Genomic DNA, 17,471 nt, shown 5'->3' on the forward strand with positions numbered 1-17,471 from the left:
GGACGAGCTGCGACCGCGAGAAAGGGAAAGTCATGTTCGACTCGAAAGCACGCCGGTCCATGGTGGTGATGCCCGCTGTCGTGGCGCTCTTCGCGCTCTCTGCGTGCACCGCCCCGTCCGGGGACGACAAGGCGAAGGACGGAGCGAACGATGCGGCCGCTGCGCGGTTCGTGAGCTGCCTGACCGACGAGGGCCAGACGGCGAAGATCGTCGAAGGCGGTCAGGTCGGGCTGCTGATGCCGGATGCTCCCGGAGACGGGGCGATGGGCACGCTGAGCGACAGTACCGCCTCTGCCGGCGCCGGAGAGGAGATGGCGATGACGATGATCTTCACGGACGACGACGGCACGTGGATGGCTTCGACAGCTGCATCCGGCTACCCCGAGGACGGCGGCCAGCGCGCGGCGTGGGAGGCGTGCGAGGAGAAGGTCCCCGAGTTCACGCAGCCGGAGCCGGACATCTCGATGAAGGCGGGCGCCGAGACGCAGATGATCTCCCCCGAGGAGCTCACGGAGGCCGGGCTCGCCTTCGCGTCGTGCGCACGGGACAACGGCTTCACGGACTTCGCCGACCCCGACTCCGACGGCATGCTGACGCTGCCGACGGGCATCACCGAAGACGAGGCGCGCACCCTCCTCGAGGCGTGTGCGGAGAAGGCGGGCGACATGCCGCCCATGTTCACGCAGGAGAGCATCGAAGCCGTCGACTTCGACTGGTTCGCCCTGATGAGCGAATACTTCGAAGGCGCCTTCACTGCGGCGACCGTCATGCCCTCCGGAGGCGAGGAATGAGCCGCCGGGTGACGAAGGTGCTGCTGCCGGTCGGGGTGCTGCTCGTGGCCGCGGCGGTGGCACTCGCAGTGCTGCAGCCGTGGAGCTCGGTGGCCGAGTCTCCGGACGACGCCGAGAAGCCGGTCACCGCCACGGCCGAGCTCACCACGCTGACCTCCGACCTGCGGCTGAACGGCACCCTCAGCTACGGAGCGTCCATCGCGCTGCCGGGGCGCGGGGGGACCATCACACGCCTGCCCACCGCGGGTGAGGTGATCGGCGTCGGCCAGGCGATCTACGAGGTCGACGGGAAGCCGGTGATCGCGATGCGCGGCGACCGTCCGTTCTGGCGCGACCTCGGCGTCGGCGTCGAGAAGGGCCCGGATGTGCGCCAGCTGGAGCAGGCGCTCGCCGACCTCGGCTTCGGCAGGAACATGACGGTGGACGACGAGTTCACCGCGGTCACGGAGACCAACGTCAAGGCCTGGCAGAAGTCGCTCGGGGTGCCGCAGGACGGCATCGTGAAGCTGGGAGACGTGGTCGCGATCACCGCCGCATCGGTGCGCATCGAGTCGGTGAAAGGAAAGCTGGGAGACCCCGCCGGGACGAGTCCGCTGACCTACACCAGCACCACCCTGCGTGTGGTCGCCAAGCTCACCGACGCGCAGGCCCGCGAGATCCTGCCGGGGACCCGGGTGACCGTGGTGCTGCCGGACGGGACGGAGGTGCCCGCGACGGTGACCGCCGTCGACCCCGGTGGTCAGCCGACCGAGAAGGAGGGCGAGACCACGCCCGCCACGGCGAACGTGGAGTTCGACGATCCGGCCGTCGCCGAGGGCATCGGACTGCGTGCGGTCAAGGTCGTGTTCGCGACCTCGGAGGTGAAGGACGCGCTGGTCGTGCCGGTCACCGCCCTGGTGGCGACGACCGACGGAGGCTATGCGGTCGACGTGCTGCGCAAGGGCGGCAAGGTCGAACGGGTCGCCGTGGAGGTCGGACTGATCGCCGACACCAAGGTGCAGGTCACGGGCGGAGACCTCGCTGCCGGCGACGCCGTGGTGGTGGCGCAATGACACCGGACACCGTGGTCGAGCTCGTCGACGTGATCAAGGAGTATCCGGGAAGTCCGCCGCTGCGCGTGCTGCACGGCATGAGTCTCGCGATCGAGAGCGGAGAACTGGTCGCAGTGGTCGGGGCATCCGGATCCGGCAAGAGCACGATGCTCTCGATCATGGGTACGCTCGACGATCCCACCAGCGGCACCGTGCTGATCGACGGGACGGATGCCGCAGCCCTCGCCGAGCGCGAGCGGGCGGTGCTGCGCGCTCGCCGCATCGGGTTCGTGTTCCAGCAGTTCTTCCTGTTGCCGGCGCTCAGCGCGGTCGACAACGTGGCGCTCGGGCTCCTCTACTCGGGAGTGCCCGCGGCGGAGCGCTCGGTGCGTGCCGCGGCCGCCCTGGAACGGGTCGGTCTCGGCGCCCGCATGAAGCACCGGCCCGGGCAGCTCTCCGGCGGGGAGCAGCAGCGGGTGGCCATCGCCCGCGCGATCGTCGGGAATCCGTCGGTGCTCTTCGCCGACGAGCCCACGGGGGCGCTCGACTCCACCACGGGCGAACGCATCCTCGAACTCCTCACCTCGATCGCCGACTCCGGCACTGCGGTCGTGATCATCACTCATGACCCGCACATCGCGGAGCGCACGCAGCGGCAGGTCGGCATCCACGACGGACGCATCGTGAGCGATACGGGCTCACCGGATCGGGAAGAGGTCGCGGCATGAGGCGCCGAGGGGAGCGGATGCCGCGGCTGAGCGTCGCGGACAGCATCCGCACGGCGCTCATCGGACCGCGCAGCCGCAAGATGCGCACGGCCCTGTCGGCGCTCGGCGTCGCCGTGGGCATCGCGGCACTCACCGCCATCACGGGCATCGCCGCATCGAACCAGGCGGAGCTGTTGGCCAAGCTCGACGCGCTCGGCGCCAACATGATCGTGGTGCAGCCGGGGTACGGGCCGGACAACAAACCGGTCGCACTGCCCGAGACGGCCGGCGGGATGATCGAGCGGGTGACGGGGGTGGAGCAGGTCGGGGTGCTCGAGAAGGTGCCGGACGGTACCGGCGTGTATCGCAACGACCTCATGCCGAAGAGCCAGGGCAACGGGCTGACCGCGTATGCGGCGAGTCCCGACTTCCTCTCGTCCGTGGAGGGATCGGTCGCGAAGGGGTCGTGGTTCGACGAGACCGACCGCTCCCTGCCGGTGACCGTGCTCGGGTCAGCGGCAGCTGCGCGCATGGGCATCACGGAGCCGGGCGTGCGGGTGTGGATCGGCGAGCAGTGGTACACCGTGATCGGGATCCTCGACTCGGCTGGGCTCGCGGAGGACATCGACGCGAGTGCCTTCCTCGGCGATCATTGGGCGGCCGAGCACGTGTCGGCGAAGGGCGATGACACGATCGCCTCGATCTACGTGCGCATGGCCGACGGCGGCACGGGCGAGAAGGTCCGAGACGCGATCGCCCGCGCCGCGAATCCGTCGTCCCCGTATGTGCAGGTGACCGGACTCGGCGACCTCGCCGGGGCGCGGGACACCGCGGATGACTCGCTGTCCGGCCTCGCGGTCGGTCTCGCGGCGATCGCGCTGCTGGTCGGAGGGATCGGCATCGCGAACACCATGGTGGTGGCGGTGCTGGAGCGGCGTGGCGAGATCGGACTCCGGCGGGCGCTCGGCGCGCGTTCGGGTCAGATCGCGGGTCAGTTCGTGGCGGAGGCGATCGTGCTCGGCGGCCTGGGGGGCGTCGCCGGTCTGCTGCTGGGGGCCGCGGGGGTGTTCGTCTACGCCGGCATCCAGGGGCAGGCGGCGACGATACCCCTCGTGGTGCTCGTCGGGGGCCCGGCCGTGGCGCTGGTGGTCGGTGTGATCGCGGGGCTGTATCCGGCGATCAGCGCCGCCCGCCTCTCGCCCACGTCGGCGCTGCGCACGGTGTGAGCGCGCGGTGGGAGGAGATCTCGCGTTCGGGCGGAGATCTCGACCTCGAGGCTCCTCCCGACGCGGAGACCTCCTCCCGACGCGGAGACCTCCTCCCGACGCGGTGCAACCCCCTGACCCGTTCACGAGCCCGGGCGTAGCCTGTGGCCGTGGACGGGTTCGCGGCGGTCGACTTCGGATTCGCGCGTGAGGTGCTGCAGCGCGGCATCGCGGCGATGTACCTCGTCGCGTTCGTCTCCAGCCTGAACCAGTTCCGGCCGCTGCTGGGCGAACACGGACTGCTTCCCGCGCCGGCGCTGCTCGAATGGGTCGGCCGCGACAAGGCGAGACGACGGATGCTGCATCCGACCCTGTTCTCGCGCATCCGCTATACCGACCGCCGCCTCGTGCTGCTGTGCGCGGCCGGCATCGTGGTCGCGGCACTTCTCGTGGTCGGCATCCCGCAGTGGGGGCCGCCGTGGGTTCCGATGCTGTGCTTCCTCGCGCTGTGGCTCGGGTACATGTCGATCGTCAGTATCGGGCAGACGTTCTACTCGTTCGGGTGGGAGATGCTGCTGCTGGAGGCGGGGTTCCTCGCGGCGTTCCTCGGCTCGGGCGATCAGCCGCCGCCCACCGTCGTGATCGTCCTGTTCTGGTGGCTGGTCTTCCGGCTCGAGTTCGGTGCCGGGATGATCAAGATCCGCGGCGGACGCGAATGGCGCGACCTGACGGCACTCATGTACCACCATGAGACGCAGCCCATGCCGGGTCCGCTCAGCAGGCAGGCGCATCTGCTGCCGCGCTGGTTCCATCGCGGCGAGGTGCTGGGCAACCACTTCGCGCAGCTGGTCGTGCCGATCTTCCTGTTCGCGCCGGTCCTGTCGCTGTGGGTGCGCGGCCCGGTGCCGCAGGTCGTCGGTGCGGTGGCGGCATCCATCGTGATCCTGACGCAGCTGTGGCTCGTCGTCACCGGAAACTTCGCGTGGTTGAACGCGGCGACGATGGTCATCGCGTTCTCCGTGATCGGGCTGCCGGGAGTCGGGATGCCTGTGGCCGCGCCGCGGACCGATCCTCCCTGGATCATCGACGGGATGCCGCTGGCCTGGGTCGTGGTCACCTCGGCGGTCGGGCTGCTGTATGTCGTGCTGAGCGTGCCGGCGCTGCGCAACCTCTTCGCGCGGCGGCAGCTGATGAACGCGAGCTTCAACCGCTGGCAGCTCGCCAACGCCTACGGCGCATTCGGCACGGTCACGAAGGAGCGCATCGAGATCATCGTCGAGGGCTCAGCCGACGAAGAGGGGATGGAGTGGCGCGAGTACGAGTTCCGGGGCAAGCCCGGTGATGTGCGCAGGATGCCGCGACAGTTCGCTCCCTACCATCTGCGGCTCGACTGGCTGATGTGGTTCCTTCCGCTCGGGCATTCGCTCGACGACTGGTTCACCGCGTTCCTGGTGCGGTTGCTGGAAGCGGATGCTCCGACCCTCGCGCTGCTGCGCATCGACCCGTTCGAGGGCGAAAGACCGCGGTGGGTGCGTGCGGTGTCGTACCGCTACCGCTTCGCCACCCGCGCCGAAAAGAAGGCCGACGGTGCGGTCTGGGTGCGCACGGGCCGCCGTGTGGTGCTCGCGCCCTTCGGGCTCCGGTGACGCCTCCCCCAGTCCTCGGTCCCTTCCCTCCAGCTCCGTCCCCTCCGGCGCTCCCGCACCCTCGTTCCGGTCGCACTTTCTGTCGCGCCGGCGGCCTTTTGGCGACAGTAAGTGCGACCGGAACGGAGGGCGGACGGGCCGGGACGCCGTCAGGGCTCGGCCGTGACCAGAGGGTCGGGACGACGCCGGGAGACGACCCCGGACGACTCGACCTCGAAGCCGTTGCGCACCCAGTACTCGTAGCCGCCGAGCAGCTCGCGGACATCGAACCCGGTGGCGAGCAGTACTCGGGCGGTCGAGGTGGCGCCGTTGCACCCGGGGCCCCAGCCGTAGACGATGAGCGTGCGATCGCGGGGAAGCGTTGTGAGCCGTGCGTCGACGTCGCTCGTGGGCAGATGCACCGCCCCGGCGATGTGGCCGTGATCCCACGACTCGAGGCGCCGCGTATCGACCAGCACCGCCTCTCCGGCGGCCACGGCTTCGCGGGCGGCGACCACATCGATCTCGTACGCGAGACGCGCGTCGACGTAGGCGAGCCTCGCGTCGAGAGAGCTCATCGCCGCGCGCCCGCACCGAGCAGCGCGGCGAGCTGCGGCAGCTGCGCGGGGTCTTCCAGCGCCGAGCCGACGGCGACGACATGGGCGCCGGCGTCGAGGTACTCGGCGGCGTTGACCGCGTTCATGCCACCCGTGGTCACGAATCGTGCCTGGGGGAAGGGGCCGTTCATCGCCGTGAGCCACTGCGGACCGAGTACCGACGCGGGGAAGGCCTTGAGCCAGGTGAGTCCCGCGGAAGTGGCGGATTGCACCTCGCTGGCCGTGGCGACACCGGGAAGGCTGAGCATTCCGGCCTCGTGCGAGGCGCGCACGACGTCGAGATCGAGCCCGGGGCTGACGGTGAACGTGGCGCCGGCGGAGAGCGCCTGCGCGACATGCTCGGCCGAGACCACAGTGCCGGCGCCGACGGCCTTGCCACGCGTGCGTCCGGCGGCGGCGACCACGCGCAGCGCCTCGACGTCGTCGGGGGTCTGGATGGGGAGTTCTACGACGTCGATCCCGAGGTTCCACGCGGTGGTCGACAGGGCGAGGCTGCGCTCCGCCCCCATGCCACGCAGGATCGCCATCAGGCGCGTGCCACCGAAGATCGCATCAAAGCCGGAGTTGTCCATCATGTTCCCTGTCGGTCCCGTCATCGCGTTCTGGCCTCTTCGAGGTAGGAGTATGCGGTCACCCGGGAGATGCCCAGGCGCTTGGCGATGGCCTCCACCGACTTGCGCATCTGTGTGGCACCACGCTGATCCAGCCGCTCCAGCACGGTGATCTTGTCATCGCGCGACATGCTCTCGAGGGGTCGCCCGATCTCGCGGATGGCTTCGGTGATCATCGAATCCATCACCGACACGAGGTCGGCGCCGAAGTGCTCCTTCGGAGCGTTCGCGGGTACGGGCGCCGGGAGGAGCGCGTCGAGCGTCTTGCGGGCGAGGAGCAGCGGGCTGAGGTCGACATTCACGCACAGCGACGCGATGATGTCGCCGGCGCCATTGTGGAAGTAGACCGAGGAACAGCGCAGCTCCCGCCCGTCGCTGGTGTAGCCGGTGTAGCCGAAGGCGTCGTGGTTCCCCCGGCGGTCCTTGAGCACGTCCAGACCGAGAGAGGTCGAGGGGCCCCCGACAGCGCGCCCGGTGACGTGCCCGTTCTCGATGGCCATGATCGTGTGACCCAGGTCGACGTCGGTGCCGTCGAGATTGTGGAGCACGACTTCGACGGTCGGTCCGGCCGCAGTGGCGAGGGCACGGAGCACGGGTCGATAGAGGCGGAGGACCTCTTCTGCACTCTCGTACGTCTCCCGTGCGAGATCATCGGCCAGGGCTGCAACCGCGTTCTCTGCTGTCGTCGATGTCGACATTCTGTGACTCCAATCCGGAGCAACGATACAGGCGTACAAAAAATACGAGTGATAGACAGATTGTCTATTCCGCTGTTAGTTTATCCACGCCCAGACGATCCGTCGAGGCCGGACCGCAACGTATGCGGCCCTGCATTCCCCGAAGAAGGAGCCCCGGATGGCCACTGTCGCCTCATCTGGCCTGACCCCGAAGCAGCGCAAGACGATCGCCGGTGGGGCGATCGGAACGCTGATCGAGTACTACGACTACTACCTCTACGGCCTCGCGGCTGCGGCAGTGTTCCCCGCGGTGTTCTTCTCCTCGAACGACCCCGTCATCGCCCAGCTGTCGTCGTTCGCGACCTTCGCCGTCGGATTCTTCCTCCGTCCGGTCGGCGGCATCATCTGGGGTATCGTCGGCGACCGCCGGGGCCGCAAGGTCGTTCTCATGAGCACGGTCATCGGCATGGGGGTAGCGACCACGGGCATCGGCCTGATCCCTTCCGACCAGATGATCGGCATCGCTGCACCGCTGCTGCTGTTGTTCTTCCGGCTCTGCCAGGGCTTCTTCGTCGGCGGCGAGATGGGCGGTGCGGCCACGATGGTCGTCGAAGCCGCGCCGACCGGCAAGCGGGGGCTCTACGGAGCCTTCCTCATCAGCGGTGCGGGTGTCGCCAACGTGGTCTCGGGCGGTCTGATGGCAGGTCTCGGGCTCACGCCGGAATCGTGGTTCCTGCAGTGGGGGTGGCGCATCCCGTTCGTCTTCTCGATCGTGCTCGCGATCGCGGCAGTGCTGCTTCGTCGCCAGCTCGAGGAGTCTGAGGCGTTCACCGACACGCAGACGCTTCTCCTCGCCACCACGGGCAAGAAGCCCAACCCGCTCATCGAGGTCTTCCGTCACCCGAAGAACGCGATCATGGGCATCCTCATCGGGTTGCCGCAGTCGATCGCCGGCTACGTCATCCTCACGTACGGTCTGGCGTTCATCGTGTCGAACCAGCAGCTGCCGGCCTGGATGGGGTTCGCCGGCACCATGCTCGTGGGTCTGCTGCAGATCGTCGTCGCTCCGCTGTGGGGTGCGATCTCCGATCGCATCGGCAGGCGGACGGTCTACATCATCGGCTGTCTCGGCTTCGCGGCCATGGTCTATCCGGCCTTCATGATGTTCAGCACGGGGAACATGTGGCTGATCTGGCTCGGACAGATCCTCGGGTTCGTCATCTTCGGCGTTGCGATGCAGGCGACCCTCTCGACGATGCTCGTGGAGATGTTCGATCCGGAGGCTCGGACGACAGGCGTGAACATCGGCTACCAGATCTCCAACACCCTCGGCGGCGGCCTCGCCCCGCTGATCTGCACGGCACTGGTGGCGGCTGCCGGAGGCGCCTTCTGGCCGGTCGTCGTGTACGCGGCGGTGATCGCGGTGGTCGGTGTGATCGCCACACTGGTCGCCTCGGTCCAGCCCGATGTCGAGGGTGCGGGGCGCCTGCACGAGCTGAAGACGAGCACGCCGGTGAAGACGCGATGACGATGGATGACGCAGGAGTGCTCTCCGCGCGCGACAAGGGCCTACCTGGGCGTGCGGCCGGACTGACGGTGACGGAATTCCTCGCGACAGCCCCACGACTCGAGGAGTTCTGGACTCCGCTGATCGTGCTCGACGACGCAGCGATGACGGCGAACGTCGCCACGATGGCGCAGTGGTGCGCGGAGCGCGGCCTCGCCCTCATGCCCCACGGCAAGACCACCATGGCGCCTGCGCTGTGGAAGCGGCAGAGGGATGCGGGCGCGCTCGGCATCACCTTCGCGACCATGGGGCAGGTTCGTACCGCCCGCGATCTGGGCGTCGATTCGGTGATGCTCGCGAACGCCGCCGTCGATCGGCCGGCGCTGGCGTGGCTGGCGCAGGAGCTGGCGGATCCGGGTTTCCGGTTCGTGAGCTGGGCCGATTCGGTTGCGACGGTCGAGACGATGGAGGCGGCTCTGCTCTCCACCGCGACACCGCGCCCGGTCGACGTCTGCGTCGAGCTCGGCGGCGAAGGGGGTCGGACGGGTGCGCGGTCGATCGCGGAGGCCGTGCGTGTGGCTGAGCGCATCGCCGCATCCTCCGTGCTGCGCCTCGCCGGAGTGGCCGGATACGAGGGGAGCCTCGCGCACGATCGCTCCCCCGCGGCTCTCGCGGCCGTCCGCGCGTACCTGCAGTCCCAGCTCGAACTGCACTCCGCGATCACGCCTCTCTACGACGCCGGCGAGCTCTTCGTGACCGCCGGCGGCAGTGCCTACTTCGATGTCGTCGCTGACGTCTGGGGGACGACCGCGCGCGATGACCGTACGCATTTCACCCTTCGCTCCGGCGCCTACATCGTGCATGACGATGGTTTCTATCGAGGCATCTCGCCGTTCGATGAGGGGGCAGTGCAGGCGGAAGACTCTCCTCGATTCCTGAACGCGATGCACGCGATCGCGCGCGTCGTGTCGGCGCCGGAACCGGGACTGGCTCTCGTCGACGCCGGGAAGCGAGACCTGCCCTACGACGAAGGTCTGCCGATCCCGCGCTCCTGGTCCAGAGGTGTCGCCGGGCCCTGGCAGCCGCTGCACGGCGAGGTCTCGGCGATGAACGATCAGCACTCGTACGTCCGCTCGGAGCAGTCTCTCGCGATCGGCTCGGTCGTTCGTCTCGGGCTGTCGCACCCCTGCACCGCCTTCGACAAGTGGCGCGTGCTGCCGGTCGTCGAGTCCGCCGGATCCGACGTCGTGACCGGCCTCGTCCGCACCTACTTCTGAGGGGAGCGATGATGATTCGATCAGTTCTCCGCGGCGGTTCAGTCGTCGACGCGACAGGCCCGATGCGCGCTGATGTCGCGATCGAGAACGGGCTCGTCACGAAGGTCGGTCGGGTCGATGCGCATGACGGCGACGAAATGATCGACGTCTCTGATCGCCTGGTGATTCCCGGATTCATCGACGTGCACTCGCATGCCGATGGCCTGTTGAACGATCCGGACGTCACTCTCGCTCTGCTGCGACAGGGGATCACGACCGTGATCGCCGGCCAGGACGGAGTGTCGTACGCGCCGGGCAGCGGTGAGTACGCGTCGGAGTACTTCGCCGCCATCAACGGGACGCACCCCACCTTTCGGGGCGGGGGCGTAGATGCCTACCTCGCCTCCGTCGACGGGATCTCAGCAGTGAATGCCGGCTATCTCGTACCGGCGGGCACCGTGCGCTTCGAGGTGTGTGGGCGCAAGGCTGGTTCAGCGAGCGAGGACGAGCGCCGACGCATGCGTGCTCTGGTCGCGCAAGGCATGTCCGACGGCGCCCTCGGGCTCTCGACCGGTCTGGACTACACGCCCGGTCTCTTCCAGGACGCGGCGGAGATAGCCGCCCTCTGTGAACCGGTCGCGCGTGCCGGCGGAGTGTACGTGACGCACATGCGCGGAGGATATGAGGCGAACACGGCTGCCGGTATGGATGAGATCGCGGAGATCGCCCGGATGGCCGCTGCGCATGCGGGATCTCCTTTGTCCGTGCACATCTCGCACTTCCACGCCGACGCCGACATCGTGCTGGATCAGCTCGATGCGCTGGGTGCCGCCGGTGTGGACGCGACTTTCGACGCCTACCCCTACACCCGCGGCTGCACGCTGCTGGGCATGCCGCTGCTCCCACCTGCGGTGTCGGCACTGCCGGTGGCGGCGGCGGTTGCGGTGATCGCGGATCCTTCTCGCCGTGCCGAGCTGCGCGAGCTGTGCACGCTGCGGGCGGAACGCAGCGCCAGCCTCGGCCCGGAATGGGCGGACATGATCACACTCGCTCACCTCGCCGCGCCCGAGTGGGCGTGGGCGCACGGGCTCACGCTGCGCGAGGCGGCCGCCCGTGCCGGCGTCGCACCGGTCGACCTCGCCCTCGATGCGCTTGCCGCCTGCCGTCTGGAGTGCAGCGCGGTGATGGCAGTACGCAGCCCTCGCTCGGGAGCGGAACTCGCTCGCATCTTCCGGCATCCCGGGCAGATGGGCGGCTCCGACGGGATCTTCATCGGCGCCCATCCCCATCCGCGAGCGGCCGGCTCGTTCTCGCTTTTCCTGCGCGAATACGTGCGGGAGCGGGCGAGCTGGACGTGGTCGGATGCGGTGCACCACCTGTCGGCGCTGCCTGCGCGACGCTTCGGTCTCGGGCGTCGGGGCGCCGTCGTGGCCGGGGCGATCGCCGACCTCGTGGTTGTCGACCCGGAGACGGTCACCGATACCGCCACCTACGAGAACCCTCGGGGTCGCGGTGCGGGTATCGACGACGTGTTCGTCGCCGGTATCCGTGTTCTCGCTGACGGGTGCCTGACCGGTGCCCAGCCGGGCCGCGGGCTCCGCCGTTCACCTCAGACCTGAATCGTCAACGAAAGGAAAAGAAAGATGCCGAAGACCGGATTCTACGCAGACGGGGCACCCACGCCCGCCGGCCCCTACAGCCACGGAGTGGTCGCGAACGGATTCCTCTACACTGCGGGGTTCGGACCGCAGGATGCGGCGAACGACCACGCGGTTCCCGCGAGCGTGGGCGACCAGACCCGCCAGGTGCTCCGGAACATCCAGAAGGTGCTCGCGGTGCACGGGCTGACCACGGACGACGTCGTGAAGTCGACTGTGCATCTGCAGGACCTCGCCGATTTCGCCGAGTTCAACGAGGCCTACGAGGAGTTCTTCACCGCGCCGTACCCCGTGCGCACAACCGTGGGCTCGCAACTGGCGAACATCCTCGTCGAGATCGACGTGGTCGCGGCTCTGCGCCAGGCGTGATCCCGCGCCTCCTCCCGGGCGGAGTTCTCCGCGTCGGGAGGAGCATCCGGGCGGAAGGATCCTCCCGAGAGGGGGAACTCCTCCCTACGCCGAGGTCCGAAGCTACGCCGAGGTCCGAAGCTACGCCGAGGTCCGACACCTCGCCGAGCGCGGCGAAACGCCCCGGCCGGGTCGAGTGACCCGGTCGGAGCGTCCCGTCTCGCTGGGCGAAGATCAGCTGACCTTCTTCCGGTACGAGATGATCGCGAACACGTAGGCGACCACGAGGATGCCGACGCACCAGGCGAGGGCGACCCAGATGTCGTTGCCGACGGGCTTCTCGGCGAAGAGTGCCTGGATGGTGTTGACGATCGAGGTGACCGGCTGGTTGTCGGCGAACCACTGCACCGGAGCCGGCATGGTGTCGGTCGGCACGAACGCCGAGCTGATGAACGGCAGGAAGATCAGCGGGTACGAGAACGCGCTCGCGCCGTCGACCGTCTTGGCGTTCAGACCCGCGATGATCGCCAGCCACGTGAGGGCCAGGGTGAACAGCATCAGGATGCCGATGACTCCGAGCCAGGCCCAGAAGCTCGCCCCGGTGCGGAAGCCCATCAGGAATCCGACGCCGAAGATGATCGCCAGGGTGATGGCGTTCGCCGTCAGAGACGTGAGCACGTGCGCCCACAGCACGCTCGATCGCGCGATCGGCATGGAGTGGAACCGCTCGAAGATGCCGCTCTGCATGTCGGTGAACAGTCGGAACGCCGTGTAGGCGATGCCGGATGCGATCGCGATGAGCAGGATGCCGGGCAGCAGGTAGTTCACGTAGTTGTCGGTGCCGGTGCTCTGCTGGAGTGCACCGCCGAAGACGTAGACGAACAGGAGCATCAGCGCGATCGGGGTGACCGCCGTGGTGATGATCGTGTCGGGACTGCGGAAGATGTGCCGCATGGAGCGGCCGGTGAGTGTCGCCGTATCGGCGGCGAAGTGCGTGCTCATGCTGCGTTCTCCTTTCCGGAGGCCTTGGGGCCGATGAGGGTGAGGAAGATCTCCTCGAGGGTGGGCTGCTTCTCGACGTACTCGACCTTGGCGGCGGGGAGCAGCCGCTTGAGGCCGGCGAGGGTGTCGTCGGCGATGATGCGACCCTCGTGCAGGATCGCGATGCGGTCGGCCAGCTGCTCCGCCTCGTCGAGGTACTGTGTGGTGAGCAGCACGGTGGTGCCGCTGTTCGCGAGCTGTTTGACCACGTCCCACACCTCGATGCGGGCTTCGGGGTCGAGGCCCGTGGTCGGTTCGTCGAGGTAGATGACCTCGGGGTCGCCGACCAGGCTCATCGCGATGTCGAGCCGGCGACGCATGCCGCCGGAGTAGGTGCCGACCTTGCGGCCGCCGGCATCGGTCAGACGGAACGTCGCCAGCAGGTCGTCGGCGACCTTCCCGGCGTCGGGCAGGTGCCGCAGCTTCGCGACCAGCACGAGGTTCTCGCGTCCGGTGAGGATCTCGTCGACGGCGGCGAACTGCCCGGTGAGGCTGATGCGCTCACGGACGCCGACCGGGTCGGAGGCGACATCCACGCCCTGCACGGTCGCCGTGCCGGCGTCTGCCTTCAGCAGGGTGGAGAGGATGCGCACCATGGTGGTCTTGCCGGCGCCGTTCGAGCCGAGGAGGGCGAAGATGCTGCCCTTCTCGACCTCGAAGTCGACGCCGCGCAGCACGTGCAGATCCTTGTACGACTTCTCGATGCCGCGCACCGAGATGGCGGGGTTCGTCATGACTCGTTCTCCTTCTTCTTCGCGTCGTCGAACGCCTTGATGAGGCGTGCGCGCTCCTTGTCGATCCACTGCGTGCCGCCGTAGGCACGGGCGTAGTCCTCGGCGTACTCCACGGGGTCATCGCCCACGATGGCGCTGACCGGCGTGCCGTCGACTGCGGCGCGCTCCCACAGGTCGGCGAGGTCGAGGAACATCGTGACGATCGTGTCGCCGTCGGTGATGCCGCCGTAGTACAGGTAGTACCGGTACTGGGCGTTCGCCACCTCGCGGTACGGCGAGGGGAGGGCGTCGATGCGGGCCTTGGCCTGCTTGTACTGCTTCTTCTGCTCGAGCGATCCGGTGAGCGCTTCGATCCACTTTGCGGCCATGATCAGTTCTCCTTGTTCGGGGTGGTGCTCGTATTGTCGGTGTCGGTCTTGTTCAGCTGTGCGATGTGCTGCGCGAGGAAGTCCCAGGTCTTCCAGAACTCCTCGAGCTCCTGGCGGCCCTGTGCGTTCAGGGTGTACACCTTGCGCGGCGGACCCTTCTCGCTCGGGACCTTCTCGACGTCGACGAGGTTCTTCTGCTCGATGCGCACGAGGAGTGCGTAGATCGTGCCCTCGGCGATGTCGGTGAATCCGTGGTCGCGGATGCGTGTGGTGATCTCGTACCCGTATGCCGGCTGCTCGGCGAGGAGGGCCAGAACGATGCCCTCCAGAGTGCCCTTGAGCATCTCGGTCATCTGCTTGCCCATCAGGTCCTCCTTTCGTTTCGGTTGGTACTCAGTGTTGCTGGGTACCGGTACAAAGTAACACTGAGTACCGGTACTTAGCAACACCGAATACCAAACTTTTTCGGACGAGATCCCGAAGCGGTTCCGGGCGCGCGAGAACGACCGTCGACGGCGAGGGTGGAGACGCGAGGAGTGGAGAGGAAGGCGTGGAGAGGGGAAGCGCGGAGAGGGGGAAGCGCTGCTACGGGAACATGCGGCGCAGCAGCGCCAGGTCGTCGGTGCTCAGGGCCTGTGAGATCACGGCCGCCGTCTCCGGGGGCATGTCCTTCTCCAGCCGCTGCCACAGCCACCGCGCGGCACCCAGGTCTGCGGTGGCGACAGCGGTGGAGAACGCTGCCACTCCGTCGTAGTAGGGGATGGTCGAAGACCCGGGTTCGGCGTTGTACGGCGAGTAGATGTCGACGAACGGAAGCGTCGGGTCCGGTCGCAGGTATAGCACGTCCCCGGGAGCGATCGGCTCATTGCCGCGCACGTGGTTGAAGCTGCCGACGGTGACGTAGTCGACGCAGAAGCGCTCGCCGATCGCGATGAGGCTGTCGCCGGCCTGCACCTCGTAAGAGAAGATCTGGCCGTCGGCATCGAGGGTGACCGGCCCGCGTGCCAGCTCCGACGCGCCCAGGTCGACGAGCTCGCCCAGGAGCTTCCCGTGGGCCGGGGAGCCGTCGTCGCTCCCGATGTTGATGAACGCGTTGGTGGTGCAATCACCCGGTCCGCGGGCGGGAACGCTGATGCCATCGCCCAGATCGACGTATCCGACCGGATCAGAGGCGTCGGCGGCACTCGTCGGGGCCGTGGAGGGTTCGGCGGCGAAGCGTTCCGACGCCCACGAAGCCGCATCGACGACGGCGGGTGCGGCGCTGATCACGGCGGGAGCGGCAACGGCGACCAGCCCGGCGACGGCCACGACGACGACGGCAGTGGTGATCCTGGTGTTGCGCTTCATCCCCGACAGCATGGCATCGCTCGGCACCGCGGCGGTAGAGCGGGTGCCGGGTCAGCTGCGCAGGTATGCGAGCACGGCGAGCACACGCCGGTGGCCGCTGTCACTGGAGGCGAGGCCGAGCTTGGCGAAGATGTTGCCGATGTGCTTGCTCACCGCGGTCTCGGTCACGAAGAGCCGTTCGGCGATGGTGCCGTTGTCGAGCCCCTCGGCCATGAGGCCCAGCACCTCGCGCTCGCGGGGCGTGAGGGTCTGCACCGGATCGTCGGCGCGACGGCGGCTCATCAGCTGCGAGATGACCTCGGGATCCATCACCGTGCCGCCGGCGGCCACGCGGTGCAGGGCATCGATGAAGGCCGCGACCTTGCCGACACGCTCCTTGAGCAGATAGCCGAGGCCGTCGGCTCCGGCAGCCAGCAGCTCACCGGCGTACCGATCCTCGACGTAGGCCGACAGCACCAGCACGGGGAAACCGGGGCGGCGAGCGCGGGCTTCGGCCGCGGCCTTCAGCCCCTCGCTGGTGAAGGTGGGCGGCATCCGCACATCGACCACGGCGGCATCGGCCTCGTCGAGCCGGGTGAGGAATGCCTCGGCGTTGTCGACGGCCGCCACGACCTCGAACCCCTCGCTGCGCAGCAGCAGCGCCAGCCCCTCGCGGAGCAGGGTGTCGTCTTCGGCGATCACGATCCGCATGGCAACTCCGCTCTCAGGATGGTGGGGCCGCCGACCGGGCTCGACAGCTCCAGCCCACCCTCGAAGGCCTCGAGGCGACGACGGATGCCGGCCACGCCGCCGCCCGGGCGTTCGGCTGCTCCGCCCACGCCGTCGTCCTCGACCGTGATCAGCAGCACCTCCCCCTCCCGTTCGACCCGCACCGCGGCCCGCGTGGCATCGCTGTACTTGCTGACGTTGGTCAGAGCCTCGGCCACCACGAAGTAGCTGGCCGACTCGACGGCGGCCGGGACGCGTCCGACCTGCGACGTCTCGATCGTGCAGGGCACGACGCTGCGCCCGGCCAGCGACGCCAGCGCCCCCTCCAGCCCGAGCTCGTCGAGGATCGGCGGGTAGATGTCGTGCACCGTGCGGCGGAGTCCGGCGAGCGCGTCGGTCGCCGCATCCTGCGCTCGCCGCAGCGGTTCGAGCACGTCGCCGCCGGTCTCCTGCGCGCGCTCGGCGATCCCGAGCATCATCACCACGTTGACCAGGCGGTTCTGCGCACCGTCGTGCAGGTCGCGCTCGATGCGCCGCAGTTCGGCCGCGTGGGCATCGAGCGCGGCGGCGCGGCTGAGGGTCAGGGCGTCGACCCGTGCGGCGAGGCGCGACTTCTCCGGCGTCGCGAGCAGCGTCGCCGACACGTACGACACCAGCCGTGCGACCGCGGGGATCAGGAGGATCGACAGGATCGCGTACGCCGCCGCGAGCAGCGGCATCGTGGCCGCGAGCTCCCAGGACGTGACGGGGTACACCGAACCCACGGGGTCGTCGGCGGGAGCGAACTGCCAGTAGTAGGTGATCGCGAGGGTGTTGACCGCCGCGACCGGCAGCGAGATCGTCAGCAGTGAGACGAACAGCACGGGGAGCCCCTGCACGGCGAGCCACAGCACGTCGCGGCCGGTGGCGCGCGAGAAAGCGAAGCGCAGACGATCGTCGATGGTCGAGGCCCGCGGGAGCACGTGGCCGATCGGCGTCAGCTCCTCGCCCCGGTAGGCGCCGACACGACGGCGGTTCAGGTCCGTCCAGCGGTGCAGGCTCTGCACGGTCTCGGGCATCAGCAGCACGCCGCCGGTGAGGATCATGAAGGGAAGCAGGACGATGCCCAGGCAGAGGAACACCACGGAGGCGATCGAGACTCCGGCCTCGACGGCCAGGTATCCCCACGCGCGCAGCCATCGCCGCATCCGTCCGTCCTTCACTCTCACAGTCTGCCCGAGCGGTCGGAGCGGCACGGTAT

At 68.5% G+C, this 17,471-nt stretch carries 19 protein-coding genes; 9 read left to right on the forward strand and 10 right to left on the reverse strand.

Translation table 11 applies throughout. The features are described from left to right. Positions 1 to 32 precede the first annotated feature (32 nt). The 5 genes from ABDC25_RS00850 (at position 33) to ABDC25_RS00870 (ending at position 5,380) form a co-directional block, all read left to right on the forward strand. Positions 33 to 791, forward strand: a complete 759-nt coding sequence (locus ABDC25_RS00850) for a hypothetical protein (RefSeq protein WP_029258840.1) — start codon at positions 33 to 35, stop codon at positions 789 to 791. Positions 792 to 799: 8 nt separating this feature from the next. Continuing rightward, on the forward strand, positions 800 to 1,843 hold the full coding sequence (locus ABDC25_RS00855) for a peptidoglycan-binding protein (RefSeq protein ID WP_347124330.1): 1,044 nt from the start codon (positions 800 to 802) through the stop codon (positions 1,841 to 1,843). Continuing rightward, positions 1,840 to 2,550: an ABC transporter ATP-binding protein gene (locus ABDC25_RS00860; protein ID WP_029265630.1), complete on the forward strand. Its 711-nt coding sequence runs from the start codon at positions 1,840 to 1,842 to the stop codon at positions 2,548 to 2,550. The genes ABDC25_RS00855 and ABDC25_RS00860 overlap by 4 nt, the downstream gene beginning before the upstream one ends. Continuing rightward, a complete protein-coding gene (locus tag ABDC25_RS00865; protein WP_029258842.1) occupies positions 2,547 to 3,755 on the forward strand; it encodes an ABC transporter permease in 1,209 nt (402 codons plus the stop codon). Before ABDC25_RS00860 ends, ABDC25_RS00865 begins: the two co-directional genes overlap by 4 nt. Before the next feature lie 149 nt (positions 3,756 to 3,904). Continuing rightward, positions 3,905 to 5,380, forward strand: a complete 1,476-nt coding sequence (locus ABDC25_RS00870; RefSeq protein ID WP_040569748.1) for a lipase maturation factor family protein — start codon at positions 3,905 to 3,907, stop codon at positions 5,378 to 5,380. Between the two features lie 149 nt (positions 5,381 to 5,529). Here the strand turns inward: ABDC25_RS00870 and ABDC25_RS00875 are convergent, their stop codons facing one another. The 3 genes from ABDC25_RS00875 to ABDC25_RS00885 are packed head-to-tail and all read right to left on the reverse strand — an operon-like array spanning position 5,530 to position 7,285. Further along, entirely contained in the window at positions 5,530 to 5,937 is a 408-nt protein-coding gene (locus ABDC25_RS00875) for a rhodanese-like domain-containing protein (protein WP_021200170.1), read from the reverse strand. Next, positions 5,934 to 6,572: a bifunctional 4-hydroxy-2-oxoglutarate aldolase/2-dehydro-3-deoxy-phosphogluconate aldolase gene (locus tag ABDC25_RS00880; protein ID WP_235045230.1), complete on the reverse strand. Its 639-nt coding sequence runs from the start codon at positions 6,570 to 6,572 to the stop codon at positions 5,934 to 5,936. The genes ABDC25_RS00875 and ABDC25_RS00880 overlap by 4 nt, the downstream gene beginning before the upstream one ends. Then, positions 6,569 to 7,285, reverse strand: a complete 717-nt coding sequence (locus tag ABDC25_RS00885; protein ID WP_021200172.1) for a PAS domain-containing protein — start codon at positions 7,283 to 7,285, stop codon at positions 6,569 to 6,571. Before ABDC25_RS00885 ends, ABDC25_RS00880 begins: the two co-directional genes overlap by 4 nt. Before the next feature lie 157 nt (positions 7,286 to 7,442). On the opposite strand from ABDC25_RS00885, the gene ABDC25_RS00890 reads away from it, so the two are divergent. From ABDC25_RS00890 to ABDC25_RS00905, 4 genes are all read left to right on the forward strand, one after another. After that, positions 7,443 to 8,792: an MFS transporter gene (locus ABDC25_RS00890; protein WP_021200173.1), complete on the forward strand. Its 1,350-nt coding sequence runs from the start codon at positions 7,443 to 7,445 to the stop codon at positions 8,790 to 8,792. After that, positions 8,789 to 10,048 (forward strand): amino acid aldolase, encoded by a 1,260-nt coding sequence (locus ABDC25_RS00895; RefSeq protein WP_347124334.1) that lies wholly within the window; start codon positions 8,789 to 8,791, stop codon positions 10,046 to 10,048. The genes ABDC25_RS00890 and ABDC25_RS00895 overlap by 4 nt, the downstream gene beginning before the upstream one ends. Positions 10,049 to 10,110: 62 nt before the next feature. Next, on the forward strand, positions 10,111 to 11,646 hold the full coding sequence (locus ABDC25_RS00900) for an amidohydrolase family protein (protein WP_347124336.1): 1,536 nt from the start codon (positions 10,111 to 10,113) through the stop codon (positions 11,644 to 11,646). Positions 11,647 to 11,670: 24 nt separating this feature from the next. Continuing rightward, positions 11,671 to 12,054 carry a Rid family hydrolase gene (locus ABDC25_RS00905; protein ID WP_021200176.1) on the forward strand — a complete coding sequence of 128 codons (384 nt, stop codon included), beginning with the start codon at positions 11,671 to 11,673 and terminating at the stop codon, positions 12,052 to 12,054. Between the two features lie 213 nt (positions 12,055 to 12,267). On the opposite strand, the gene ABDC25_RS00910 is transcribed toward ABDC25_RS00905, so the two are convergent. The 7 genes from ABDC25_RS00910 to ABDC25_RS00940 form a co-directional block, all read right to left on the reverse strand. Beyond that, the gene (locus tag ABDC25_RS00910) at positions 12,268 to 13,035 is read right to left on the reverse strand and encodes an ABC transporter permease (protein ID WP_021200177.1); all 768 of its coding nucleotides are present in this window, start codon (positions 13,033 to 13,035) and stop codon (positions 12,268 to 12,270) included. After that, the gene (locus ABDC25_RS00915) at positions 13,032 to 13,808 is read right to left on the reverse strand and encodes an ATP-binding cassette domain-containing protein (protein WP_029265621.1); all 777 of its coding nucleotides are present in this window, start codon (positions 13,806 to 13,808) and stop codon (positions 13,032 to 13,034) included. The genes ABDC25_RS00910 and ABDC25_RS00915 overlap by 4 nt, the downstream gene beginning before the upstream one ends. Next, on the reverse strand, positions 13,805 to 14,176 hold the full coding sequence (locus ABDC25_RS00920; RefSeq protein ID WP_021200179.1) for a DUF1048 domain-containing protein: 372 nt from the start codon (positions 14,174 to 14,176) through the stop codon (positions 13,805 to 13,807). The genes ABDC25_RS00915 and ABDC25_RS00920 overlap by 4 nt, the downstream gene beginning before the upstream one ends. A 2-nt stretch (positions 14,177 to 14,178) precedes the next feature. Then, positions 14,179 to 14,541, reverse strand: coding sequence for a PadR family transcriptional regulator (locus ABDC25_RS00925; protein WP_021200180.1), 363 nt, complete (start codon positions 14,539 to 14,541; stop codon positions 14,179 to 14,181). Between the two features lie 220 nt (positions 14,542 to 14,761). After that, positions 14,762 to 15,523, reverse strand: coding sequence for a LysM domain-containing protein (locus ABDC25_RS00930; protein ID WP_347124340.1), 762 nt, complete (start codon positions 15,521 to 15,523; stop codon positions 14,762 to 14,764). A 51-nt stretch (positions 15,524 to 15,574) separates the two neighbouring features. Then, positions 15,575 to 16,213 carry a response regulator transcription factor gene (locus tag ABDC25_RS00935; RefSeq protein WP_347124342.1) on the reverse strand — a complete coding sequence of 213 codons (639 nt, stop codon included), beginning with the start codon at positions 16,211 to 16,213 and terminating at the stop codon, positions 15,575 to 15,577. Beyond that, a complete protein-coding gene (locus ABDC25_RS00940; protein WP_347124344.1) occupies positions 16,201 to 17,433 on the reverse strand; it encodes a sensor domain-containing protein in 1,233 nt (410 codons plus the stop codon). Before ABDC25_RS00940 ends, ABDC25_RS00935 begins: the two co-directional genes overlap by 13 nt. Positions 17,434 to 17,471: the final 38 nt, after the last annotated feature.

It is taken from the genome of Microbacterium sp. SY138 (assembly GCF_039729145.1).
GTDB classification, from domain to species: domain Bacteria; phylum Actinomycetota; class Actinomycetes; order Actinomycetales; family Microbacteriaceae; genus Microbacterium; species Microbacterium maritypicum_A.

What these genes read in the sequence shown, in the direction of transcription:
- ABDC25_RS00850 (WP_029258840.1), top strand. Translation starts at nt 33, where the DNA reads ATGTTCGACTCGAAAGCACGCCGGTCCATGGTGGTGATGCCCGCTGTC.
- ABDC25_RS00860 (WP_029265630.1), top strand. Translation starts at nt 1,840, where the DNA reads ATGACACCGGACACCGTGGTCGAGCTCGTCGACGTGATCAAGGAGTAT.
- ABDC25_RS00865 (WP_029258842.1), top strand. Translation starts at nt 2,547, where the DNA reads ATGAGGCGCCGAGGGGAGCGGATGCCGCGGCTGAGCGTCGCGGACAGC.
- ABDC25_RS00875 (WP_021200170.1), bottom strand. Translation starts at nt 5,937, where the DNA reads ATGAGCTCTCTCGACGCGAGGCTCGCCTACGTCGACGCGCGTCTCGCG.
- ABDC25_RS00880 (WP_235045230.1), bottom strand. Translation starts at nt 6,572, where the DNA reads ATGACGGGACCGACAGGGAACATGATGGACAACTCCGGCTTTGATGCG.
- ABDC25_RS00885 (WP_021200172.1), bottom strand. Translation starts at nt 7,285, where the DNA reads ATGTCGACATCGACGACAGCAGAGAACGCGGTTGCAGCCCTGGCCGAT.
- ABDC25_RS00890 (WP_021200173.1), top strand. Translation starts at nt 7,443, where the DNA reads ATGGCCACTGTCGCCTCATCTGGCCTGACCCCGAAGCAGCGCAAGACG.
- ABDC25_RS00895 (WP_347124334.1), top strand. Translation starts at nt 8,789, where the DNA reads ATGACGATGGATGACGCAGGAGTGCTCTCCGCGCGCGACAAGGGCCTA.
- ABDC25_RS00900 (WP_347124336.1), top strand. Translation starts at nt 10,111, where the DNA reads ATGCGCGCTGATGTCGCGATCGAGAACGGGCTCGTCACGAAGGTCGGT.
- ABDC25_RS00905 (WP_021200176.1), top strand. Translation starts at nt 11,671, where the DNA reads ATGCCGAAGACCGGATTCTACGCAGACGGGGCACCCACGCCCGCCGGC.
- ABDC25_RS00910 (WP_021200177.1), bottom strand. Translation starts at nt 13,035, where the DNA reads ATGAGCACGCACTTCGCCGCCGATACGGCGACACTCACCGGCCGCTCC.
- ABDC25_RS00915 (WP_029265621.1), bottom strand. Translation starts at nt 13,808, where the DNA reads ATGACGAACCCCGCCATCTCGGTGCGCGGCATCGAGAAGTCGTACAAG.
- ABDC25_RS00920 (WP_021200179.1), bottom strand. Translation starts at nt 14,176, where the DNA reads ATGGCCGCAAAGTGGATCGAAGCGCTCACCGGATCGCTCGAGCAGAAG.
- ABDC25_RS00925 (WP_021200180.1), bottom strand. Translation starts at nt 14,541, where the DNA reads ATGGGCAAGCAGATGACCGAGATGCTCAAGGGCACTCTGGAGGGCATC.
- ABDC25_RS00930 (WP_347124340.1), bottom strand. Translation starts at nt 15,523, where the DNA reads ATGAAGCGCAACACCAGGATCACCACTGCCGTCGTCGTCGTGGCCGTC.
- ABDC25_RS00935 (WP_347124342.1), bottom strand. Translation starts at nt 16,213, where the DNA reads ATGCGGATCGTGATCGCCGAAGACGACACCCTGCTCCGCGAGGGGCTG.